This is a genomic window from Corynebacterium sp. 11A, from assembly GCF_008930935.1.
Taxonomy (GTDB): Bacteria; Actinomycetota; Actinomycetes; order Mycobacteriales; family Mycobacteriaceae; genus Corynebacterium; species Corynebacterium megadyptis.
Genome location: NZ_PQMR01000010.1, coordinates 45,725 through 67,295, shown reverse-complemented (window position 1 = coordinate 67,295; position 21,571 = coordinate 45,725). Strand labels below are relative to the sequence as shown.

Here is a 21,571-nt window from a genome sequence, read left to right as displayed (position 1 = left end):
CGATCGTTAGGAGACGTTCAACTCGTTGCCGGCTTTGTCGATGGTGGCGGGCACCATCGGATCTCTCGAGGGGCCTTCGATTACCGAACCATCGGTCAGGCTGAATTTGGACATGTGCTTGGAGCAGACCGCGACGTGTTCGCCGTTGACGTCCTCGAGATGATCGATGGGGCCCTGGGCGTGTGGGCAGGTGGCGGAATAGGCGGTGAACACACCCTCTTCTGGCTGTGCAACAACCCAGCCGTCGATGAATACGGCACCTCCCACTGGAATCGATGCGGAATCCACCTGCGCGGCGGTCTCAGGGCTGCCGCAGGCAGCGAGGAGGGCGCCCGAGGCGGTCGCGGCAGTGGCGGCGGCGATGCCTTTGAGGAAGCTGCGCCGCGAACAGGGGAAGCGGGACGTATCAAAACCACTCATGATCCTCACGCTACCCCAGCTCAGCGCGTGGGAAAATTGAGGTGCTCCTTAAAACGGGTGCCGGTGCGCCCATTTGCCTGCCCCAGCGCGGGGGTGGCGCCATGGGGTAAAAGCAGAAGGTCGATGGGGAAAAAATCTCGAATCTCTTCCCCCGCCGCGGCCGGAGGTCTAGAGTGAGGGGTGAGAAGTTCACACGGATTTTTAGGATAACCACCAGCGCCTAGGACGGGGTTGTCGGAGTCGCAGCGGGTCGCCACCGCTACGGCGTGCATCGGGTGAGATTCTCGGCGATATATCGCATACCTGTTCAGAGGAATTTAATGTCAGCAAAGGAGAGTGGATGGCTGAAGCAGCGTCTTTTCTAGTAACAGCGTCGCACGTCCCCTTCGTAGCGAGCATTGCCATAATCTAATCCCTCTCCGCGCTAGAGATGTGCGAGGGTAGAGCTAAGCGAAGGTGAATGTTTATCGTGACTCTGTTCACCGAGACCTCCTCGATGGTCTACGGATTGCGCATAGATCACCTCGACACCTGACTCTGATGCAGAGATAGCGGACGGGCCCACGGTGAGAGCACCACACTGGGGTCACGACACTTCCGCACCCTGTCGTTATCGTGAACTCGCAGTCGCGCAGGCTCCGAGCGTTCATGGATCGGTTTTCACACTAATGTCCGCGCGGGGCGTCTTTACTTACCGCCGAAGACGCCCCGCGCGTGCGCGTGCACCCCACGCCTTATCGACGCCGCCCCCAGTGCTTATTTTCGCAGCTGAAGGGGGCGATTTCTATTTCTTTGTACCCGTCGTGTAACTTTATGCAAGCAACGAACGAGCAGTTCGAAGCGATCCAAGGCCCCGTTCGTCTAGTGGCCTAGGACGCCGGCCTCTCACGCCGGTAACACGGGTTCAAATCCCGTACGGGGTACAAAGCGCACACCTCCTCCCTGACCTGTCTTTTCCGAAAGATAGAAGGGAGGAGGTGTTTTCTTATGTCGGCTGTGCCGTTCGCCGGCGTTTAGGCGGTGCCGCTGAGCTGGCGGGAGGCCTCGAGTAGAGCCTGCCCGTGCCGTGCCCCAGGGTTGGGGCCAAGCCGCTCGGCGGGGCCGGAGACCGATAGGACGGCAAGGAGTTCGCCATTGCCGTCGAAGATGGGCGCGGAGACGCTGGCAAGTCCGACCTCGCGCTCGGAGACGGAGTCTGCGTAGCCTTGGGCGCGCACCTGCTCGAGGTCGGTGGTGGTGAAGTGGGCATCGCGCAGAATGGTGTCGCGCAGATGCGGTGGAGCATAGGCCACGAAGACGCGCGCGGCCGAGCCCGCGGTCAGTGGCATGCGAAAGCCCACGGGCACGGTGTTTTGTAGTCCCGAGGAGGGTTCCTGGGCGGCCACGCAGGTACGCATCGTTCCGTTGAGGCGATATAGTTGCACGGACTCCTGCGTAGTCTCCATCAGGTTGGCCATGATGGGCGCGGCGGCGTCGATAAGCTTGTCGGAGCTCGAGGCGCCGAGCGCGCGCAATGCGGACCCGATGGACCATTTGCCATCGGAGGTGCGGCTCAGGAGATCGTGCATTTCTAGGGCCGTGGCAAGCCGGTGTGCCGTGGCGCGGGGAAGCTGGGTGCGTTCGCACAGCTCGCTGAGGGATTGGGGCGAATTCGCGACGGTGTTCAGGATAAGTACTGTGCGGTCCAGTACTTTGATTCCGCTGGACTGTTGCCCATCAAGTGAGTTAAACTTTCCCATGACACGATATTATCATCCCATATCGTGAGAGGCTAGTTTCTGGTTGGAGCTGGGCGGGGTGTCCTGACCACCGCCCAGACCCAGCGTGCCAGCCCCACGTTGAGCATGAGATGCGCAGCCAGAACATGCCGAGGACAACCCTCGTCCGTGCATTCAGTCGCGCCGCGGCACACGCAGACACGACAGTTCTGCTGCGGCAGGCACCATAGTGAAAGGTAACGGTGATCATATGACCAGCCCCAAAACGCTGGCGGAAAAGGTGTGGCACGACCACATCGTGACCCACGGTGAAGAAGGAAAACCCGATCTCATCTACATCGATCTGCAGCTTCTTCACGAGGTCACCTCCCCGCAGGCGTTCGATGGTTTGCGGCTGGCGGGGCGATCCTTGCGCCGCCCCGAGCTCACCCTGGCCACCGAGGACCACAACGTTCCGACGGAGGGCATCACTACCGGTTCCATCCTGGAGATCAAGGACGAAATCTCGCGCACTCAGGTGGAGACACTACGCACCAATGCCGAGGAGTTCGGGGTGCGGCTGCACCCTATGGCGGATAAAGAACAGGGCATCGTGCACGTGGTGGGGCCGCAGCTCGGTCTCACCCAGCCCGGTATGACGGTGGTGTGCGGCGATTCGCACACCTCCACCCACGGTGCGTTCGGTGCGATCGCCTTCGGCATCGGCACCTCTGAGGTGGAGCATGTGATGGCCACCCAGACGCTGCCGCTGAAGCCTTTTAAGACCATGGCCGTTAATGTCACTGGCACTCTCGGCGAGGGCGTGACCGCCAAGGACCTGATTCTCGCGATCATCGCGCAGATCGGCACCGGCGGTGGCCAGGGTCACATTATTGAATATTGCGGCGAGGCCATCGAGAAGCTGTCGATGGAAGAGCGCATGACCATCTGCAATATGTCGATTGAGGCGGGCGCCCGTGCCGGCATGATCGCCCCCGACCAGACCACCTTCGACTACATCAAGGGCCGGCAGTACGCGCCCGAGGGCGAGCTGTGGGATCAGGCCGTCGAATACTGGTCCAGCCTGCGCACCGATGAGGGCGCGAGCTATGACAAGGTCGTCACCATCGACGGCGACGCCCTCACCCCCTTCGTCACGTGGGGCACCAACCCGGGTCAGGGTTTGCCGCTGGCAGAGTGTGTGCCGAACCCAGAGGAGATCAGCGACGAAAACGAGCGCTCGGCCGCGGAGAAGGCCATCGACTATATGGGCTTGATTCCCGGCCAGCCGCTGCGTGAGGTGACAATTGATACGGTCTTCGTGGGCTCCTGCACCAATGGCCGCATCGAGGATTTGCGGGCGGTCGCTCAGGTGCTCAAGGGCCGCCGCGTGGCCGATAATGTTCGTATGCTCACGGTGCCCGGCTCCCAGCGGGTGCGGGAACAGGCCGAGGCCGAGGGCCTGGACAAGATCATCACCGCCGCCGGCGCCGAGTGGCGCCAGCCCGGCTGCTCGATGTGTTTGGGTATGAACCCCGATCAGCTCTCGCCCGGCCAGCGCTGCGCCTCTACCTCGAACCGCAACTTCGAGGGACGCCAAGGCAAGGGCGGCCGCACCCACTTGGTCTCACCCGCAGTGGCCGCCGCCTCCGCGGTGGCCGGCACCCTGGCATCGCCCGCTGACCTCTAAGCACCGTCGCATTAGGAGAAGAGAACAACAATGGAGAAGTTTCACACTCACACTGGTGTCGGCGTGCCGCTGAAGCGGTCGAACGTGGACACCGATCAGATCATCCCCGCCGTCTACCTCAAGCGGGTTAGCCGCACCGGCTTCGAGGACGGGCTGTTCGCCGCGTGGCGACGCGACCCCGAGTTCGTGCTCAATCAAGAGGACTACGCAGCAGGCTCGGTACTGGTCGCCGGCGAGGACTTCGGTACCGGATCCTCGCGTGAGCACGCCGTGTGGGCGCTGATGGACTATGGCTTCCGAGTGGTGTTTTCCCCGCGTTTCGCCGATATTTTCCGCGGCAACGCCGGTAAGGCTGGGCTGCTGGCCGCCCAGATGGAGCACAGCGATATCGAGCTGTTGTGGAAGCTGATGGAGCAGACCCCAGGCCTGAAGCTGACGGTCAATCTCGTAGACCGCACCGTCACCGCCGGTGAGCACATCCTGCCTTTCGAGGTGGATGACTACACCCGCTGGCGGCTGATCGAGGGGCTCGACGATATCAGCCTCACCCTGCGCGATGAGGAAGCCATCGAGCGTTTCGAAGCCCAGCGCAAGCCCTTCATGCCGCGGGTCTTCTAAGCTCGCCCCGTTGCGGGCCATCGTCCCGACGCAGCATAGGACCCCGCCAGGTGGATACCACCTCGGCGGGGCCTTGTCGTGTATGCGGGCGAAGCGGCAGTTATTTCACCGGCAGGGCGCTGGCGAGATAGTCCGCGCCCACCAATTGCCCGTCTCGGAAGTCCAGCATCCACATCGAGCCCTTCTTCGCCTTAATCTCATCGATCGGCAGCTGGCCACGGGCCGCGGCCCAAGCCACCACATCGGGGATCCAGATGCCCTGGGAGCAGACCACAGAGATCGTGCCGCTGCGGGAAAGCTCCGAGATGGCGCTGTGGCAGTTCGTCATCTGCGAGAGCCAGGCATTGTCGCCGAAGAGCTCATTGACGGTGACATCCATGCCCAGCTCATCGGCCAGCGGGGCAATAGTGTCCTGGCAGCGATCAGGCTCGGCGGAATACAGCTGCTCTGGGCGGAAAGCGCTGAGCAAAGGCACCAGCATTTCCGCTTGTCGACGCCCTTTCTTATCCAAAGGCCGGATAGAGTCATCGCCCTGCCAATTCTTCCGCTGATAGGCCTTGGCGTGGCGCAGCAGAATGACGCGGGTATCCGGGGCAAGGAGCAGCCGTTTCTCGGCCTTGCGCAAGACATCTACATCCAGCTGGTAGGACAGCAGCGAGGCGGCGTCGTCAATGGACAGCCAGCGCAGCGTGTCCACCTCATCGTTGGCGCTGAACTCGCCGCCGATGACCTCGGCCAGCCAGTAATAGACCACCTTGGTGCGCTTGTGTACCGGATAGCTGACCTTGCCGATGAGCTTGTCCAGGCGCACCTCGTAGCCGGTTTCTTCCTCGATCTCACGGGCGGCAGTCACCGGCAGGGACTCGCCTGGGTCCAGCTTGCCCTTCGCCAAAGACCAGTCGTCATAGCGCGGGCGGTGAATCACCGCCACCTCGATCTCCTCGGGGCGGGAACGATCGCCGCGCCACAGCACCGCGCCCGCGGCGAGGGTCGGGCGGGTGATGTCCTTGCAGGGATTGGAAGGAATTTTTTGCAGTCGACCCGTGACGAGCACGTTGTTCTTGCGGTCTTTATCAGTTTCCTGCGCGTGAGAAGCCATAGCTGCAATTGTAGGACGGCTCTATTAGGTACCGCAGTAGGTGGTGAAGTTCTCCGTCCACTCCGCAGGTGCCGGCCCGAGCAGCTCCGGGTAAGCGGCATCTGCATCGAAGGGGTGGCGCAGCGCGTGCAGCAGCGCCTCCCACAGCTCCCAGTGATCTTGGGCGGCCGCGCTGAGGGCGCGTTCCACCTCGTGGTTGCGGGGAATGACCACCGGATTACGCCGCTGCGGATCCGGCTGAGAGTCCCGCCACGCCTGCCACAGAGGATCCGTCTGCTCTGCTGCGTAGTCCTCATCGAGGGTGGCGAAAAACGTGGTGTGATCCGGCTGTTCGCGGCGCAGATAATCCAGGGCGAGAGCGACCACCTGCGGCGCCTGCGGCCGGCCATTGATGCCGAGTTTGGCGGCCCACATCTCGGTGGCGATGGCCTCGAAGCGGCTGCCTTGGCTGCTGAGGACTTCTTGGGCTCGGGCGATGGCGGCCTGCGGGTCGGCGTCGATAAGCGGCAGCAGCACCTCGCCGAAGCGGGCCATGTTCCAGCCGAGGATCGCCGGCTGCTGGCCGTAGCGGTAGCGACCGGTGGTGTCGATGCTGGAGAAACACGCGTCCGTGGCGTGGGCGTCGAGGAAAGCACAGGGGCCGTAGTCGATGGTCTCGCCGCTGATCGTGGTGTTATCGGTGTTCATCACCCCGTGGATAAAACCCACGCCCATCCACTGCGCCACGGTGTGCATCTGGGTGTTCATCACCTGCTCCAGCAAAGCCAGCGCCCCGCCGCCGGCATGTTCGGGATAGTGCCGCTGGAGGCAATACTCGACCAGCTGGGCTAAGACATCCTCGGCGCCGAGTACCGTCGCCATCTGGAAGGTGCCCACGCGAATATGGGAGCTGGCCGCCCGCACAATCATCGCCCCGCGCTCAGGGCCACTACGCAGCACGCTGCGGCCGGTATCAATCACCGCGAGCACCCGTGTGGATGGGATGCCGAGAGCGTGCATCGCCTCGGAGATCAGATACTCCCGCAGCATCGGCCCGCGCGCCCCATAGCCATCCGCGCCCCGCGAAAACGGGGTGGGCCCAGAGCCCTTGAGGTGAAGATCCACCAGCCCACTGGGCGTGTCAAGCTCGCCGAGCAGCAGTGCGCGACCATCGCCCAACTGCGGATTGAACTGGCCAAACTGGTGGCCCGCATAGCCCTGGGCCACCGGTTGGGTATAGCAGCCGCTGGCCCGCCCGCACAGAAAATCCAGCCCCGCATCCGTGCGCAGCCACTGCGGATCCAATCCCAGTTCCGCCGCGAGGGGTTCGTTGAGTTGCAGCAGCGAGGCATCGGGATATTCAGCTGCCTGCCACTCAAGGCAGAGATCGGGGAAGCTCTTGGCAAACTCGGCGCGCAAGACAGGACTAGACATACCGCCCCAGTGTACTGTGCACGGCTGCACGGCAATGCTCGGTAGACTCGCACGCAGATGCAGCACTGTCTGCGGCGACGCCACTGCGCGCCCGCTTCGGCACGGTGCAGCTACCACCGCAACGAGCAGATACCTCGGGAAGGACACAACAGGGTTCATGGTCAACGTGACAGTGATGGGCGCAGGAAGCTGGGGCACCACCCTAGCCAAGGTATTCGCCGATGCCGGAGCCACCGTGCGCCTCTGGGCGCGCCGGGAATCGGTGGCGAAATCCATACAGATCATGCGTGAGAACCTCGACTACCTGCCTGGGCTCAGCGTGCCCCAGTCCGTGACCGCCACAGCCGATGCCGCCCGCGCCCTCGCCGGCGCCGATATCGTGGTCTTGGGCGTTCCCTCCCAAACACTGCGCGCCAATGTGGAGCAGTGGGTCGAGCTCATCCCGCGGAAGGCGATCGTCATCAGCCTCGCCAAGGGTGTGGAACACGGCAGCTTGATGCGGATGAGCGAGGTGATCGCCGAGGCTGGACGCATCGAGCCGGAGCGCATCGCCGTGCTCTCGGGGCCAAACCTGGCCCGCGAGGTGGCCATGGAACAGCCCGCTGCCACCGTGATCGCCTGCACCAACGAGGACAACGCCAAATACGCCCAGGCGGCCTGCTCGGCGCCCTACTTCCGGCCCTATACCAATACCGATGTGATCGGCACCGAGCTCGGCGGGGCGTGCAAGAACGTCATTGCCTTGGCCTGCGGCATGGCCAATGGCAAAGGGCTAGGGGAGAACACCACCGCGAGCTTGATCACGCGCGGCCTCGCCGAGATCGCCCGACTGGGCGTGGCGGTTGGGGCCGATAGTCGCACCTTTGCCGGGCTGGCAGGATTGGGCGATTTGGTCGCCACCTGTAGCTCGCCGTTGTCTCGCAACCGCAGCTTCGGTGCCCGCCTCGGCCGAGGCGATTCGCTTGAGCAGGCCACCCACGCCACCTCGGGGCAGGTTGCCGAGGGCGTGACTTCCTCGGAGTCGGTGTTCCGCCTCGCCGAGCGGCATGAGGTGGACATGCCCATCACTCACGCCGTCTACATGGTGTGCCACGAGGGAATGGATGTGGACACCATGGTGGGTGCGCTGATGGGGCGTTCGAAGAAGTCCGAGTAGTACAATCGCAGCGGTTCGGCACCCACCCCGTTCACCGGTGTGCGATGTAGTGCTGTGTGCCTGCGCCGCAGCAGGCGGACAGCCCCGCAACACAGCCCGTACCCACAGCCCGTCACTACAGCCGAGATATGAAAGACCGAGATGACTGCTCCTACCTCTTTTGCCAGCGATGCCACTGACACCCGTACCTCTGTTGCCGTCGTCTATGGCGGCCGCAGCTCCGAGCACTCGATTTCCTGTATCTCGGCCTCGGCGGTGATGAGTCACCTCGATGCAGAAACCTATCGCGTCGTGCCGGTGGGCATCACCCTCGAAGGCGCCTGGGTGGTGGGGCAATCCGATCCCCACACGCTCCGCGCCGCCGGTCGCGAGTTACCCGTGGTGGAACACACCGAGGAGGTTCAGCTCTCGGTGGATCCCAACCGGCGCGGCGAGTTCCGCTATAGCAGCGGCGAGCGCGCCGGGCAGCTCTATGATCGCGTGGATGTGATCGTGCCGGTACTGCACGGCAAGTTCGGTGAAGATGGCACCATCCAGGGTCTCTTTGAGCTCTCTGGGGTGCCCTATGTGGGCGCTGGGGTGCTGGCCTCGGCGGCCGGGATGGATAAGGAATACACGAAGAAACTCATGAGCGCCTCGGGGCTGCCCGTGGGGCGCGAGGTGGTGCTGCGGCAGCGCGGCGAGCTCAGCGTGGCAGAAAAGGAGCTACTGGGGCTGCCGGTGTTCGTCAAGCCGGCTCGCGGCGGTTCCTCGATCGGTATCTCCAAGGTGGAGTCTTGGGAGGAGTTCCCCGCGGCCTATCAGGCGGCGGTGGACTATGACGAAAAGGTGATCGTGGAGGCCGAGATCCGCGGCGCCGAGGTGGAGTGCGGCGTGCTGCAGTACCCCTCGGGCGAGGTGGTGGCTTCGGTTCCGGCGCAGCTCATCGGCACCGAGGACGGCGATGAGGGCTTCTACGACTTCGACACCAAATACCTCGACAATGTGGTCTCTGCCGCGATCCCGGCGCCGGTCGGCGAGGAGACCACGGAGCTGATCCAGTCGCTGGCTGTGGAAACCTTCCACGCCCTGAATTGCACGGGCTTGGCGCGCGTCGATTTCTTCGTCACCGACTCCGGTCCGGTGCTCAACGAGATCAACACCATGCCCGGTTTTACGCCGATCTCGATGTATCCCAAGGTTTTCGAAGCCTCTGGCGTGCCCTACGCTGAGCTGCTGGATATTGTGATTCAGCAGGCGCTTTCTCGCCGCTAGCTGCGGCGCTTATCGACGCTTATTCGCAGCCACTCATCCGCGGTGTAAGATACAAGTCGCTGCTGGGTCGAGCCCGCAGGGGAATCTGGTGCAACTCCAGAACTGACGCGCAACGGTAAGCCGCGCTTCGCTCTTACGGCGAGGATATGTGGACAAGTCCGAATGCCTGCCCTCGGCCAACGTTAAAGGCAGCTGAAAGAAAGTGTGTGAACCACTTGATGGCTAGGTTTTCGGCCTCGCGTGGGGAAGCGAGTATCTCGTATTCCTTAGGTCGCCTAGCAGTGAAGGATTGTTGCTGGCGTGTCGATTTTTCGACGCAGCTACACGGCCCTAGTGGCCGTGCTGATGCTGCTCATTGCGGTCTCAGCCGTCGCTTCGGTGGCGGTGGGATCGGTCACCATCCCGCTCGGTGATGTGGCTGCTGTGATGCAGTCGAAGCTGGGCCTGTCTTCGGCCACGGTGCCGGAGCAGTCGGTGGAGACCATTGTGTGGCAGCTGCGGACGCCGCGAGGCCTGCTTGCTCTCATCGTCGGCGCTGGGCTCGCGCTGGCCGGTGTGGCCATGCAGACTCTGGTGCGTAACCCTCTGGCTGATCCCTATCTGTTGGGCGTGTCCTCCGGCGCTAGCGTCGGCGCGACAGCCGTTATTACTCTAGGCATTTTCTCCTCATTAGGGGTGTGGGCACTTTCTGGCGGGGCGCTGATTGGTGCGCTCGTGGCCACTATGGCGGTGTATGGGATCACCTATGCGCAGGGCGGCATTACCCCCTTGCGGCTGATTCTCACCGGTGTCGTGCTCGCGAGCGCCTTTTCAGCCCTCGCCAGTTTTCTCGTGTTCATCGGTCCCGATCCGCGCGCCGCGCAATCGGTGATGTTTTGGATGCTGGGCTCTGTCGCAGGGGCGCAGTGGATCAAACTAGGCATCCCGGTGGTGGCGACGTTTCTGGCCGCTGTCATTCTCTTCGTCCTCGGTCCTCGTCTCGATGCCTTGGCATCGGGGGAGGATGTGGCCGCAAGCGTAGGAGTGGACGTCGATAAGCTCCGAGCATCTCTGTTCCTTCTCCAAGCGGTGCTCGTGGGCGTGCTCGTCGCGGTGTCCGGCGGGATCGGTTTTGTCGGTCTCGTGGTGCCGCACTTGGCACGCATGCTAGTGGGTCCAACGCATCGCAGGTTGGTGCCCATCGCCATGCTCGGTGGCGGGCTGTTTTTGCTCTGGGTGGATATGGCTTCGCGCGTTGTCGCAGGCGCGCAGGAAATTCCCCTCGGAGTAGTCACCGGCATTATTGGTGCGCCCTTGTTCCTGTTCATCATGGGCAGGTCGAGCTCGTATAGCTTCGCTAAGGAGGCCTAGAACTCTGATGCGTAGTCTCCATCTCGAGCAGCTGGATTGTCTTATCGACGCCACCCCTATTCTCAGCAACGTCACCCTCAGCGTGGAGCCTGGCGCCATGGTCGCCATTGTTGGCCCTAATGGCGCCGGCAAAACGACATTGCTGCGCAGCATCGCGGGTTTTCTCCCTTCCCGCGGCCAGGTGCGCATCGATGACACGCCGCTGGCGTCGTTGAGCGCGAAGCACAGGGGCCAGATGCTGGCCTATGTCGGCCAGGAAGAGACCGTTCCGGAGGGGCTCACCGTGCGCCAAACGGTGGCGCTGGGGCGTCTGCCGCACCAATCGGTGTGGCGGCCGCCGTCGGCTGTAGACCGCGAGGCCACCGAGAAAGCGATGCAGCGGGTGGGCGTGACCGATCTGGCCGAACGCACCTGCAATCAGCTCTCGGGAGGGCAGCGCAAGCGCGTGTTTATCGCTCGCGCCCTCGCCCAAGACACCGGTTTGATCCTGCTCGATGAACCCACCAATCACCTCGACGTGGAGCACCAGCTCAGCGTCTTGAAACTCATGCGCTCGACTCGCGCAACAATCATCTCCACGATCCACAACCTCGACCTGGCGCTCACGCATTTCGATATCTGCCTGGTGTTGCACAACGGCGAGGTTCTTGCCTGCGGCAGCCCCACCGAGGTGCTTAACGCGGCGCGGGTGCGCACGGTATTTGGCGTGGATTCGGTGATTGTGCGGCAGGGGCTGCGCCACCCGCACCTCGTTGTCGATGGGGTACACACCCGTCCTGATTCCTCCAACCCATAGGATGCGTACAAACACATGTCACAGCCTTATCGCGTCGCGCTTGTCGCCGCCCTGAGCAGCGCCACTGTTCTTCTGAGCGCCTGCTCCGGCGGCGGCAGCGCCGAGAACCCCGCAGCACCCAACGATGCCACCGACCACTCCGGCGAGACGGTCACCGTCACCAACTGCGGCGAGGAGGTGCGCTTTCCGAAAAAGGCCGCCGGCCTGGCCAATGATGGCAACCTCATCGCGCTCAACCTGGCTCTCGATGCCCAAGATGAGCTGGTGGCGGTGTCCAGCCTGAACCGAGACCGCGACGTGCTTGTCGAAAAGTATGGCGAGAAGGTCAATAACTTAAAGGAGATCAGCGAAAAGTATCCCTCCCTGGAACAAATCGTGGCCGCCTCCCCGCAGGTGTTTTACGGCGGCTGGGGCTATGGGCTGGGGGAGGATAAAAACATCACCCCCGACTCCCTAGCCACGCACGATATCTCCACCTATATCCTCACCGAGGCCTGCCGCCAGGAAGGATCGACGGCCCGCGGCGTGGAAAACCCGTGGGATGCGGTGCGCAGCGATCTGCGCAACGTCGGTGCGATCACCGGCCGTGAGGATAAGGCCGAAGACGTGATCGCCGATATGGATGCGCGTATCGAGGCGCTGAGTAACGCCCCGCAGGCAGAGAACAAGCCGGTGGTCTTCCTCTACGACTCCGGCACCGATGCGGTGTTTACCTCCGGCGCGAAGGGCGCTCCCGCAGAAATGGTGGCGGCTGCCGGTGCGGACTACGCAACAGACGATCTCGATGACACCTGGGTGGAGGTTGGCTGGGAAACCCTCGCCGACGCCCAGCCCGATGTGTTTGTCTTCGTCGACTATCCCGGCCAGAGCTTCGAGCAAAAGGTAGAGCAGCTGAAGAAGAACCCCGCCACCAAGGATCTCGAGGCGGTGCAGCAGGAACGCTTCATTAATCTGCCCTATGCGCTGTGGACCTCCGGGCCGCTCAATATCGACGGCGCCGAGCTCGTACGCAAGGGGCTAGAGGAGTATGGGCTGGTACCGGAATCCGATATCCAGCCCAGCCTCAACGTCCGTATCGATTCCTAAAACAGGTGCCGGCCTAGCGGGCGACCGTGGCGGTGGTGTCGGTGATGACGTATCCGATATCCACAAACACGGTCTGACCCACAGCTTGGGGCATGGCCACCGCAATAGCTACATCACGGCCCAGGGCGTACCACACGCCTTGGGTCGTTCCATTGGCCAATTGGGTGTCATTGAACCACGGGATGTCATTGATCTGCTGCAGCTGCTCGCCGGGCTCATAGCCGGCCGGCTCCGCCAGGCCGCAGCGGGTGACAATCGGCTCTAGGCCATCGTCGTCCGGCATCCACGCCACCGTGTTCTGCGGATCCTGCGGATAGCCGGCGGCGATCAGCTCCGAGCCCTTAACCAGACGGTAGGTGCCCGAGGAAGTCTCCAGCACGCTCGGCAGCGCCTGCTCATAGGCCGCACAGCGCGGATTGTCGGCATCGGGGGAGTCCAGCTGCGCCAAGGGGGCGGCAGCAGGGGACAAGCGCTCGCCCTGAATCGGTGCTAGGGCAGCGTCGAGATCCGCCACCGGGTTGGGGGCATCCCCCAAGGATTGAGCATCGGCGGTCACCGCCACCGTGGGGGTAGCACCCACGAGATACCAGGTTTGCATGGTCGAGCCGGTGGTGGCGTCTTTGACCCGCAACCACTCGCGGCCGGCAATATCCTCGGTGCGGGCTAGGGTGGTGTACTGGGCTGGGGGCTGCACACCGCAGCGCAAGGTGATGCGCTGATTATCGGTGCCCGACCACGCGAAGGCCCCGGCCGGTACCGGTTCCACGAGGCGCGCCTTTTTCAGGCCGTTGAGTGACTCCGGGAGAGCGTCGATAAGCGCCGAGCACTCCGCTGAATCGGCCTGATCAGAGGGCAATTCAGACAGCGCTACGGGATCGCGGCCATCGCCGAAAAGCCACTTAGTGCCGACGAGCACCGCAATGGTGAGAAGAATCGAAAGCATTAGCGCGATAATGATGGGACGCCGAGGAATATCAGAGGCGGGAGTCTCAGTACGGGAGCTGCTCATAGCCACAAACTCTACCCGCAGCCCGTCGCGGCTGAGCATCGGATAGCATCAAATGCGGCGCCCTTACGCCCGCGGGGCGGGACACCGACGAGTCGCGCAGCGTGCAGCGGCGGCGCCACGGATGAACACCCACACAACGAGGACGGTGGCATAACACGATGCCCGTGACCTTTCCCACCCGCTACGGCGGGCCAACACTCGCCGACCTAGGAGAAAAAGGCGCGATCGCGGCGATCCTGCGCGCCGCGCCCTCGGCCCGCAATGGCGATGACGCCGCAGTGCTCGGCCACCCCGTACCCAATACCCGCACCGTAGTCACCACCGACATGCTGGTGGGCAACCGGCATTTTCGGCTCGACTGGTCCAGCGCCCACGATATTGGCCGCAAAGCGATCGTGGCGAACTTCGCCGATATCGAAGCCATGGGGGCGCGTCCCGTCGCCGCACTGCTGGCGCTCGGCGCCCCCGCCGTCACCCCGGTGAGCTTCGTGGAAGAACTCGCCCACGGCATCGCCGAGGAAGCCGCCAAGCACAACGCCGAACTCGTCGGCGGCGATCTCGTGGAATCCGAGGAACTGATTATCTCCATCACCGCCACCGGGCAGCTCGGCGGCAATCTGCCCGCCACCACGCTATCCAAGGCGCGCGTCGGGCAGAAAGTAGTGGCCTCGGGAGCCCTCGGGGAATCCGCCGCCGGGCTCGCCCTCCTCTCCGAGCTCGGCCCCGCTGGGATCCCGGATGAGTTCCGCCACCTCGTGCGCTCCCACTGCGCCCCAGAACTGCAGCCCAAACGCGGGGTGATCGCCCGCGCCACCGGGGCCACCGCGATGACCGATACCTCCGATAGCCTCTACACCGACTGCCACGCCATCGCCTATCACTCGGGCGTCGGCATCAACCTCTTCGGCGCCGCCATCGCGCCGAGCGCCACCATGCGCCGCGCCGCAAAACTCCTCGACCGCGACCCCTGGGAATGGGTACTCGGCGGGGGAGAAGACCACGCCATCATCGCCACCACCGCCGGCGAAGCCCCGAGTGGATTCCGCGTGATTGGCGAAGTCGTGCGCGGCCGCGCTCCCTATCCCGTCACCGTCGATGGCGAGCCTGCCCGCTTTGCCGATGGCTGGAGTACCTTTTCCAGCAGACCCGCAGACCGGCACAGCCCCTAAGCCATCCCGGCCCATCCACACCGCATCCACCACGACGTTAAAGGCACCGCCATGACCACCACCGACTTGCCCGTACACGACAGTTGGGCGCCCGTACTCGCCCCCGTCGCCGAGACCATCCACCGGCTGGGAGAGTTTCTCCGCGCCGAAAACGCCGCTGGGCGCGGCTATCTGCCCGCCGGCAGCGACGTGCTGCGCGCCTTCAACTATCCCTTCGACGAGATCAAGGTGCTCATCGTCGGCCAAGACCCTTATCCCACCCCCGGTCATGCCATGGGATTGTCCTTTTCCGTCCAACCCGATGTGCGCCCCCTGCCGCGCAGCCTGAACAACATCTACACCGAACTCCACTCCGATCTCGGCATCACCCCGCCAGAACACGGCGATTTGAGCGCCTGGTGCGAGCAAGGAGTCGCACTCTTTAACCGCGTACTCACCGTCAGCCCGGGGCGCGCCGGCTCCCACCGCGGCCACGGCTGGGAAGACGTCACCGAATGCGCCATCACCGCCCTCGCCGAACGCGACACTCCGCTGGTGGCCATCTTGTGGGGACGCGACGCCCAAAACACCCAACGCTTCCTCGGCGACACTCCCTGCATCTGCTCGCCGCACCCCTCGCCCCTGTCCGCCTCCCGTGGCTTCTTCGGCTCCCGCCCCTTCTCCCGCACCAATGAAATCCTCAGCACCCTCGGCGCCACGCCCATAGACTGGCGACTCGATACACACCCCACCCACGCATCCCAGCCGAAACACTAGACTGTAGTGTCACTATGACTTCAGCAGCCCCCACCACGCTCGGCCCCAAAGAACTCCACTCGTGGGCACGCGCCGCCGCCACGCAGCTCGCGGCGCGCCGGGCGGAGATCAATGCGCTGAACGTGTTCCCCGTGCCGGACTCGGACACCGGCTCCAATATGGCGCACACGATGGAAGCTGCACTGGCGCATCTCGAGACGCTTATCGACGCCGCCCCGCAGCCACTCGACGTCAACGACGTCGCCACTGCCCTCGCCCAGGGTTCCGTGCGCGGGGCGCGGGGAAACTCCGGAATGGTACTCAGCCAAGTGCTCCGAGCGGTGGCATTGGCCGCCGCCGGGGGCGGCATTGACGGCACCATGGTGCGCACCTCCCTCAACACGGCGCTGGCCATGGTCAATGAGGCCATCAACGAGCCGGTAGAAGGAACAGTACTGACCGTGCTGCGGGCGGCCGCCGTGGCCGCCGACGCCACCGGCTCGAATGATCTGGCAGAGGTCGTGCTGGCTGCCACCGCCGCCGCCCAGCGAGCCCTCGATGCCACCCCCTCGCAGCTCGATGTCCTCCGCGAGGCGGGGGTTGTCGACGCTGGGGGAGCCGGGCTCGTGGTGCTACTCGAGACGCTCGCCCAACAGATCGACCCCACGGTGCCGGTGCGGGATCTCTCCGCCATCACTCCGCACCGCGGCACTGCTACGCAGATGCGTAGTAGTACCTACCTCGAGGTGATGTTCTACTACGAGGGCGAGGACATTGACGAGCTCTACACCGCCCTGCAGCCGCTCGGCGATAGCTTGGTGCTCGCCCGCGCCGGGGACTATCAGGGCCGGATACACATTCACTCCGAGCAGCCCGGCACCGTCATCGAGACCGCCTATAGCTATGCCGGCGAGGTCTCCCAGCTGCATCTCGAGGCCCTGCCCGAGCCGGAGCCAGAATCTGCTCGCGTGAATCAGCAGCGGCGCATCATCATCGCCCTGTGCCCGCACGGGGAACTCGCGGAGCTCTACGAGGCGTCTGGGGCCACCGTGGTGGCGCCAGCGAGCGCGGGGGAGGACACGGTGAAAAAGATCGGCGAGGCCATCTCTACAGTCGGCGCGAAAGAAGTCTCGGTGCTGCCCAATGGGATGCTCTCCAAGCGGGAATTGGTCTCTACCGAACTAGCCGCCCACGCCAGCGGGGTGTTTATCCAATTGGTGTCCACCAGCCAGCTGGTGGCGGGGCTGGCGGCTATCGCCGTGCACGATCCCCGCCAACCGCTCGTGGTGGACTGCTATGCGATGTCCGAGGCCGCCTCCGCGATGCGTACCAGCTATATCAGTGCAGAGCAGAACCAGTACGTGGCGCATAGTGGCTCGGGGGCGGCGTCGACAAGCGAGGAACTCGCCTGCGCCAGCACCCTGGATGAGGCGGTGGCTGCAGCCTGCGAGCGGCTGCTGCGGCCGGAGTCCGAACTCGTGACCGTGCTGCTCAGTGATGCCAGTGGGGTAGAGCAGCTGAGTGCGCTGCTGCAGGAGGAGGTACTGGCGCAGCGCGATATTGAGCTCAGCGTCTATCCGGCGCGGGGGATGAACTACGCAGCGGAGATCGGGGTGGAATAGACCGTGCTGGGCTGGAAGGACGAGCGGCGCTTATCTACGCTGCTGCCGGCGAAAGAAGCCCGCGTCATTCGGGAGAAACTGGGGCTTTATACCGTCACCGATCTGCTGGAGCATTATCCGCGCGCATGGTCGCGCTATGGCTCGGATGTGCTGGCGGAATCGGTGGAAGAAGGCGATGTGGTGACCTGCGTCGGCACCGTGGTGCAGGCCAATTCCCGCTACCTAGCATCCGAGCAGGGGAAAAAGCCGAAGCGGCTGACCCGCATCACCGTCTCCGATGGGCGCACACTCATCGGTATCAGCTTCTTTAACTCCCACTGGCTCGACCGCACACTCGAGGTGGGCACCCGCGCGATATTCACCGGCAAAGTGAAGTATTACCGCGGCCGGCCGCAGCTGAGCCATCCCAGCTTCCACACGCTGCCGGACCCGGACTCCGGCGAGGTGCCGGTGAGCAACATGAATGACTTGAAATCCTATGGCGATGGCGAGGCCATCCAGCAGCTTTTCGCCACCATGGACTACCTACCGGTCTATCCCATGCGCAAAGGCGTCACCTCGTGGCGGTTCATGGCCGCTGTCGATCGCGTGCTGGGCGCACTTGAGCACATCCCCGATCCCCTCGGCGAGCCTGCCCCCCACGGGCTGCCCAGCCTCGATGCGGCCCTGCGCGGAATTCACCAACCCGATAGCCGGGGGCCGCTGCCGTTCATCCAGCGGCTGAAATACAACGAGGCGCTCACCCTAGCGCTGGTGATGGCACTACGCACCGTGGACAATGCGGAGAAAGTAGCCCCGAGTTGTCCTGCCGCAGATAGCGCCGGCGCCGCCGATGCCGCTGGGTCGCGCGCCGCCCAGCTTGTGGCTCGCCTCCCCTTTAGTCTCACCTCCGGCCAGCGTGCGGTTCACCGCGAGATCAGCGAGGATCTCGGCCGCACCCAGCCGATGAGTAGGTTGCTGCTCGGCGAGGTGGGCTCCGGTAAAACAGTGCTGGCCCTGCTCGGCATGCTGCAGGTGGTCGATGCCGGCCGCCAGGCGGTCTTGCTCGCCCCCACGGAGGTACTGGCGGTGCAGCACACCCGCTCTTTGCAGGCGCTGCTGGATGCGGCCGGCATGGGCGGGGTAGGCGGGGTCCACATCACCTGTCTTACTGGGTCGGCGCCGACGGCCAGCAAGCGCCAGGCGCTGCTCGATATCGTCTCGGGCGAGGCCGATATTGTGGTCGGCACGCATGCGCTTCTTCAAGAAGGCGTGGAGTTCTTCGATCTTGGGCTCGTGGTGGTTGATGAGCAGCATCGTTTCGGTGTGGAGCAACGCGATAAGTTGCGGCTGGCCCGCGGCGATGGCCTGCAGGCGCACATGCTGGTGATGACGGCCACGCCTATCCCACGCACCATCGCCATGACGAGCTTCGGCGATCTCGCGATCTCCATGCTGCGGGAACTCCCAGGCGGTCGCCGCCCGATCACCTCCTCGGTGGTGCCCGAGTCCAAGCCCGCCTGGGTGAACCGGGCGTGGGAGCGTATCCGCGAGGAGGCGCAGCAAGGCCGGCAATGCTTCGTGGTGTGTCCGCGCATCGACGGCGAGGGCGGGGTCTATGAGATGCACGAGCAGCTCGCGACGCAGATCTTCCCCGAACTCGAGGTGGGCATGCTGCACGGAAAGATGGAGTCGGCCACCAAGGATCATGTGATGCGCGACTTCGCCGCCGGCGGTATCGATGTGCTGGTCTCCACCACAGTTATCGAGGTGGGTATCGACGTGCCCAATGCCACGGTGATGTATGTGCGTGAAGCCGATAGATTCGGTGTTTCCCAGCTGCACCAGCTGCGCGGTCGCGTCGGCCGTGGCGCTTACGCTGCGCTGTGCCTGTTCCATACCGCGCAGCCTGCCGAGAGTCCCTCCGCTGAACGTCTGCGTCGCGTCGCAGAGACCACTGATGGTTTTGCGCTCGCAGAGCTGGATCTACGCACCCGCCAAGAAGGCGATGTACTCGGCACCGACCAGTCCGGCGGACACCGGAGAGTCAAGCTTTTGAGCTTGATCGACGATGGGGACATTATCGAGCAGGCCTATGCCGATGCCATGGACTATGTGCGCACCGATCCCGACTGGGCCCGCGAGCTCGCGAGTGAGGTCGAAGAGGATACGCAAGAATTCATCGAGAAGTCCTAGCGTTGTTAAGCTGTGGGGCATGAAGATTTTCGCCCCCTTTGCTGGCATCGTGCGTTTCACGGTGGAGCCGGGCCAGCAGGTCCGCACCGGTGATGAGCTCGCCATCATCGAGGCCGTGAAGCTCGAAACGGCGGTGCACGCCCCAGGCCCTGGGGTAGTGGGCGCACTCGCTATCGAGAATTTCGGTGATTGTCTCGGTGGCGATGAATTACTCGAGCTTCTCGACGCCACCTCCACCGCATCTGACCCCGCCACCAAGGAGGCTTAACGACATCATGGGTTCCCCTCGTATCATCTCCGGCTGGGCTCGCGGCCGAAAGCTCGCGGTGCCCGCCAAGGGCACACGCCCCACCAGCGACCGCGCCAAGGAAGGATTGTTCTCCTCCCTCCAGGTGCGCTTCGGGTTTGAGAACAAAATGGTGCTGGATCTCTTCGCCGGGTCCGGTGCCCTTGGCCTCGAGGCCGTCTCCCGCGGCGCCCGCGGCGCCGTCTTCGTGGAGAATCACCCGCCGGCGGCCGCTGTGATTCGGCGCAACGCGGAATTGATCCCGCACGCCGATATTCACATCGAGGAGCGCGCCGCCTCCAGCTATCTGGCCTCGGCCCCGCGCGACTACTTCGACATGGTGCTCGCCGACCCGCCCTATGATCTCGCCGATGAGGCCGTGGCCGAGATGGTGCGCGCCCTCATTCCGACGCTGCGCGATGGCGCCGCCGTGGTGGTGGAGCGCCATATTGACTCTCCCGAGACCGCGTGGCCGGCCTGTTTCACCCCGACTGGGCAGAAACTGAAAAAGCGCACCTATGGCATCGCCCGGATGGACATGGCCGTCTTTGACGCCAGCGCCGTCGATGCCAGCGAGGATGCCAGCGCCGATGCGGCAGATCCTGCTGTAACCAGCACCACCTAGAAAGACCACGCCTCCATGCCCACCCCCACCCGCAGTGTGTGCCCCGGCTCCTTCGACCCAGTCACCTTGGGGCACCTCGATATCATCACCCGCAGCGCCGCCACCTTCGATGAGGTGGTCGTGCTCATCACCCACAACCCACACAAGCAGGGCATGTTTAGCGTCGAGGAGCGCGCCCAGTTGGTGCACGAAGCTACTACGCATCTGCCCAATGTCCGAGTGGACACCTGGACGGGACTGCTGGTGGATTACACCCAGAAAGAAGGCATCGACGTCATCGTCAAGGGGCTGCGTAGCTCCCTCGACTATGAATACGAGCTGCCCATGGCGCAGATGAATAAACGGCTCAGCGGCATCGACACCTTCTTCCTGCTCACCGAGCAGCACTATGGCCACATCTCCTCCACGCTGTGCAAGGAAGTGGCCCGCTATGGCGGCGATGTGTCCAGCATGCTGCCGCAACCGGTGGCGGCAGCCATGGCGGAGAAACTCGCCCAAGAGTAGGTCCCTGTGGCGGCTGTGGCGCTTGTGGCGGCGGGGCGACGTCGATAAGCGCCTGCATCACGCACCTCATGGCAGAGCGCACGGCTCGGCTCCGCTACGTTAAATGAATGCTTAGTGCGTTCATAGTTTTCTTCATTGTGGTGCTCGGTTCTTTGCTGCAGCGCGTGTCTGGCATGGGGCTGGGGCTGATTGCCGCGCCGGTGCTGAGCGTATTGCTCGGGCCGATCGAAGGCATCATGGTGCTCAATGTATTGGCCGTGGTCAATGCGGCGATCACCACCGGTACGGTACGCCAGTGGGTGGATTGGCGCATGTTTAGCATCATCAGCTCGGTTTTGGTGCTCGGCTCTATACCTGCGGCGCTACTGATTCGGGCCGTCTCCGCGGCGTGGCTGATGATTCTGGTCGGGGCGCTGCTGTTGGTGGCGTTGTGCGTAGTGACCCATGGCAAACGCTGGGTGCCGCAGTTTTCCGGCGCGCTGCCCGCCGCGATCTCCGGGGTGGTGGGCGGTTTTATGAACACCATCGCGGGTGTTGCGGGGCCGGCCATCACCGTCTATGCCGCAGCCAGCCGCTGGGAGCAGCGCAGCTATGCCGCCACCTTGCAGCCGATCTTTATTGTCTCCGGCCTGGTCTCGCTCATTATGAAGCTCGTGCTCGGAGCCGGCAGCGTGTCGGGCACCCCGGTACAGATCTGGCCGGTGGGAGTAGTGGCAATGCTGCTCGGTATTTATCTCGGGGTGCGCTGTGCCACACTGATTCCGCGCGATAAAGCCCACCGGCTGGCACTCATTCTGGCCACGGCCGGTGGACTGTCTGCACTGATTCGCGGGGTGCTCAGCCTCGCATAGGGGCTGCGCGTCGCGT

General features: G+C 63.8%; 20 protein-coding genes, 1 tRNA gene and 1 riboswitch. Of the genes, 16 read left to right on the top strand and 5 right to left on the bottom strand.

Features of this window, described 5'->3' with window-relative positions:
- Positions 1-6 precede the first annotated feature (6 nt).
- The gene (locus GBB18_RS08245; RefSeq protein WP_151641357.1) at positions 7-420 is read right to left on the bottom strand and encodes a Rieske (2Fe-2S) protein; all 414 of its coding nucleotides are present in this window, start codon (positions 418-420) and stop codon (positions 7-9) included.
- Between the two features lie 850 nt (positions 421-1,270).
- On the opposite strand from GBB18_RS08245, the gene GBB18_RS08240 reads away from it, so the two are divergent.
- Positions 1,271-1,343 (top strand) — tRNA-Glu (locus GBB18_RS08240).
- A gap of 90 nt (positions 1,344-1,433) precedes the next feature.
- On the opposite strand, the gene GBB18_RS08235 is transcribed toward GBB18_RS08240, so the two are convergent.
- Entirely contained in the window at positions 1,434-2,159 is a 726-nt protein-coding gene (locus GBB18_RS08235) for an IclR family transcriptional regulator (RefSeq protein WP_151550122.1), read from the bottom strand.
- A 229-nt stretch (positions 2,160-2,388) separates the two neighbouring features.
- Here GBB18_RS08235 and leuC point away from each other — a divergent pair, with 229 nt between their 5' ends.
- Together leuC and leuD are read left to right on the top strand one after the other, a co-directional pair.
- A complete protein-coding gene (gene leuC / locus GBB18_RS08230; protein WP_151550123.1) occupies positions 2,389-3,807 on the top strand; it encodes a 3-isopropylmalate dehydratase large subunit in 1,419 nt (472 codons plus the stop codon).
- 30 nt (positions 3,808-3,837) lie between these two features.
- The gene (gene leuD / locus GBB18_RS08225) at positions 3,838-4,425 is read left to right on the top strand and encodes a 3-isopropylmalate dehydratase small subunit (RefSeq protein ID WP_151530294.1); all 588 of its coding nucleotides are present in this window, start codon (positions 3,838-3,840) and stop codon (positions 4,423-4,425) included.
- A 100-nt stretch (positions 4,426-4,525) separates the two neighbouring features.
- On the opposite strand, the gene GBB18_RS08220 is transcribed toward leuD, so the two are convergent.
- Both GBB18_RS08220 and GBB18_RS08215 read right to left on the bottom strand, forming a co-directional pair.
- Complete coding sequence (locus tag GBB18_RS08220; protein ID WP_151641356.1) at positions 4,526-5,524, bottom strand: bifunctional NUDIX hydrolase/histidine phosphatase family protein; 999 nt, start codon at positions 5,522-5,524, stop codon at positions 4,526-4,528.
- 24 nt (positions 5,525-5,548) lie between these two features.
- Positions 5,549-6,937: a YdiU family protein gene (locus GBB18_RS08215; RefSeq protein WP_151641355.1), complete on the bottom strand. Its 1,389-nt coding sequence runs from the start codon at positions 6,935-6,937 to the stop codon at positions 5,549-5,551.
- Positions 6,938-7,094: 157 nt separating this feature from the next.
- Between GBB18_RS08215 and GBB18_RS08210 the strand changes: the two genes are divergently transcribed.
- The 5 genes from GBB18_RS08210 to GBB18_RS08190 all read left to right on the top strand — a co-directional run bounded on the left by GBB18_RS08210 (position 7,095) and on the right by GBB18_RS08190 (position 12,579).
- Positions 7,095-8,093, top strand: coding sequence for an NAD(P)H-dependent glycerol-3-phosphate dehydrogenase (locus GBB18_RS08210; RefSeq protein ID WP_151641354.1), 999 nt, complete (start codon positions 7,095-7,097; stop codon positions 8,091-8,093).
- 141 nt (positions 8,094-8,234) lie between these two features.
- Positions 8,235-9,347: a D-alanine--D-alanine ligase family protein gene (locus GBB18_RS08205; protein WP_151641353.1), complete on the top strand. Its 1,113-nt coding sequence runs from the start codon at positions 8,235-8,237 to the stop codon at positions 9,345-9,347.
- Between the two features lie 47 nt (positions 9,348-9,394).
- A riboswitch (cobalamin riboswitch) is annotated at positions 9,395-9,536 on the top strand.
- Between the two features lie 156 nt (positions 9,537-9,692).
- Positions 9,693-10,697, top strand: coding sequence for an iron ABC transporter permease (locus GBB18_RS08200; protein WP_151550173.1), 1,005 nt, complete (start codon positions 9,693-9,695; stop codon positions 10,695-10,697).
- Between the two features lie 7 nt (positions 10,698-10,704).
- Positions 10,705-11,493, top strand: a complete 789-nt coding sequence (locus tag GBB18_RS08195; RefSeq protein ID WP_151641352.1) for an ABC transporter ATP-binding protein — start codon at positions 10,705-10,707, stop codon at positions 11,491-11,493.
- A gap of 15 nt (positions 11,494-11,508) precedes the next feature.
- On the top strand, positions 11,509-12,579 hold the full coding sequence (locus GBB18_RS08190; protein WP_151641351.1) for an ABC transporter substrate-binding protein: 1,071 nt from the start codon (positions 11,509-11,511) through the stop codon (positions 12,577-12,579).
- A 13-nt stretch (positions 12,580-12,592) separates the two neighbouring features.
- Here GBB18_RS08190 and GBB18_RS08185 read toward each other — a convergent pair whose 3' ends face one another.
- On the bottom strand, positions 12,593-13,588 hold the full coding sequence (locus GBB18_RS08185) for a DUF3515 domain-containing protein (RefSeq protein WP_192795982.1): 996 nt from the start codon (positions 13,586-13,588) through the stop codon (positions 12,593-12,595).
- A gap of 158 nt (positions 13,589-13,746) precedes the next feature.
- Here GBB18_RS08185 and GBB18_RS08180 point away from each other — a divergent pair, with 158 nt between their 5' ends.
- The 8 genes from GBB18_RS08180 (at position 13,747) to GBB18_RS08145 (ending at position 21,555) form a co-directional block, all read left to right on the top strand.
- The gene (locus GBB18_RS08180) at positions 13,747-14,757 is read left to right on the top strand and encodes a thiamine-phosphate kinase (protein WP_151550130.1); all 1,011 of its coding nucleotides are present in this window, start codon (positions 13,747-13,749) and stop codon (positions 14,755-14,757) included.
- Positions 14,758-14,808: 51 nt separating this feature from the next.
- A complete protein-coding gene (locus GBB18_RS08175; protein WP_151550131.1) occupies positions 14,809-15,513 on the top strand; it encodes a uracil-DNA glycosylase in 705 nt (234 codons plus the stop codon).
- A gap of 14 nt (positions 15,514-15,527) precedes the next feature.
- Positions 15,528-17,114: a DAK2 domain-containing protein gene (locus GBB18_RS08170; protein ID WP_151641349.1), complete on the top strand. Its 1,587-nt coding sequence runs from the start codon at positions 15,528-15,530 to the stop codon at positions 17,112-17,114.
- Between the two features lie 3 nt (positions 17,115-17,117).
- A complete protein-coding gene (locus GBB18_RS08165) occupies positions 17,118-19,289 on the top strand; it encodes an ATP-dependent DNA helicase RecG (protein WP_151641348.1) in 2,172 nt (723 codons plus the stop codon).
- A 19-nt stretch (positions 19,290-19,308) separates the two neighbouring features.
- The gene (locus GBB18_RS08160; protein ID WP_151641347.1) at positions 19,309-19,557 is read left to right on the top strand and encodes a biotin/lipoyl-containing protein; all 249 of its coding nucleotides are present in this window, start codon (positions 19,309-19,311) and stop codon (positions 19,555-19,557) included.
- A gap of 7 nt (positions 19,558-19,564) precedes the next feature.
- Positions 19,565-20,200, top strand: coding sequence for an RsmD family RNA methyltransferase (locus GBB18_RS08155; protein WP_151641346.1), 636 nt, complete (start codon positions 19,565-19,567; stop codon positions 20,198-20,200).
- Positions 20,201-20,215: 15 nt separating this feature from the next.
- Positions 20,216-20,704, top strand: coding sequence for a pantetheine-phosphate adenylyltransferase (gene coaD, locus GBB18_RS08150; protein ID WP_151550136.1), 489 nt, complete (start codon positions 20,216-20,218; stop codon positions 20,702-20,704).
- A gap of 107 nt (positions 20,705-20,811) precedes the next feature.
- Positions 20,812-21,555 carry a sulfite exporter TauE/SafE family protein gene (locus GBB18_RS08145; RefSeq protein WP_151641345.1) on the top strand — a complete coding sequence of 248 codons (744 nt, stop codon included), beginning with the start codon at positions 20,812-20,814 and terminating at the stop codon, positions 21,553-21,555.
- The last annotated feature ends 16 nt before the right edge of the window (positions 21,556-21,571 follow it).

What these genes read in the sequence shown, in the direction of transcription:
- GBB18_RS08245 (WP_151641357.1), bottom strand. Translation starts at nt 420, where the DNA reads ATGAGTGGTTTTGATACGTCCCGCTTCCCCTGTTCGCGGCGCAGCTTC.
- GBB18_RS08235 (WP_151550122.1), bottom strand. Translation starts at nt 2,159, where the DNA reads ATGGGAAAGTTTAACTCACTTGATGGGCAACAGTCCAGCGGAATCAAA.
- leuC (WP_151550123.1), top strand. Translation starts at nt 2,389, where the DNA reads ATGACCAGCCCCAAAACGCTGGCGGAAAAGGTGTGGCACGACCACATC.
- leuD (WP_151530294.1), top strand. Translation starts at nt 3,838, where the DNA reads ATGGAGAAGTTTCACACTCACACTGGTGTCGGCGTGCCGCTGAAGCGG.
- GBB18_RS08220 (WP_151641356.1), bottom strand. Translation starts at nt 5,524, where the DNA reads ATGGCTTCTCACGCGCAGGAAACTGATAAAGACCGCAAGAACAACGTG.
- GBB18_RS08215 (WP_151641355.1), bottom strand. Translation starts at nt 6,937, where the DNA reads ATGTCTAGTCCTGTCTTGCGCGCCGAGTTTGCCAAGAGCTTCCCCGAT.
- GBB18_RS08210 (WP_151641354.1), top strand. Translation starts at nt 7,095, where the DNA reads ATGGTCAACGTGACAGTGATGGGCGCAGGAAGCTGGGGCACCACCCTA.
- GBB18_RS08205 (WP_151641353.1), top strand. Translation starts at nt 8,235, where the DNA reads ATGACTGCTCCTACCTCTTTTGCCAGCGATGCCACTGACACCCGTACC.
- GBB18_RS08200 (WP_151550173.1), top strand. Translation starts at nt 9,693, where the DNA reads ATGCTGCTCATTGCGGTCTCAGCCGTCGCTTCGGTGGCGGTGGGATCG.
- GBB18_RS08195 (WP_151641352.1), top strand. Translation starts at nt 10,705, where the DNA reads ATGCGTAGTCTCCATCTCGAGCAGCTGGATTGTCTTATCGACGCCACC.
- GBB18_RS08190 (WP_151641351.1), top strand. Translation starts at nt 11,509, where the DNA reads ATGTCACAGCCTTATCGCGTCGCGCTTGTCGCCGCCCTGAGCAGCGCC.
- GBB18_RS08185 (WP_192795982.1), bottom strand. Translation starts at nt 13,588, where the DNA reads ATGAGCAGCTCCCGTACTGAGACTCCCGCCTCTGATATTCCTCGGCGT.
- GBB18_RS08180 (WP_151550130.1), top strand. Translation starts at nt 13,747, where the DNA reads ATGCCCGTGACCTTTCCCACCCGCTACGGCGGGCCAACACTCGCCGAC.
- GBB18_RS08175 (WP_151550131.1), top strand. Translation starts at nt 14,809, where the DNA reads ATGACCACCACCGACTTGCCCGTACACGACAGTTGGGCGCCCGTACTC.
- GBB18_RS08170 (WP_151641349.1), top strand. Translation starts at nt 15,528, where the DNA reads ATGACTTCAGCAGCCCCCACCACGCTCGGCCCCAAAGAACTCCACTCG.
- GBB18_RS08160 (WP_151641347.1), top strand. Translation starts at nt 19,309, where the DNA reads ATGAAGATTTTCGCCCCCTTTGCTGGCATCGTGCGTTTCACGGTGGAG.
- GBB18_RS08155 (WP_151641346.1), top strand. Translation starts at nt 19,565, where the DNA reads ATGGGTTCCCCTCGTATCATCTCCGGCTGGGCTCGCGGCCGAAAGCTC.
- coaD (WP_151550136.1), top strand. Translation starts at nt 20,216, where the DNA reads ATGCCCACCCCCACCCGCAGTGTGTGCCCCGGCTCCTTCGACCCAGTC.
- GBB18_RS08145 (WP_151641345.1), top strand. Translation starts at nt 20,812, where the DNA reads ATGCTTAGTGCGTTCATAGTTTTCTTCATTGTGGTGCTCGGTTCTTTG.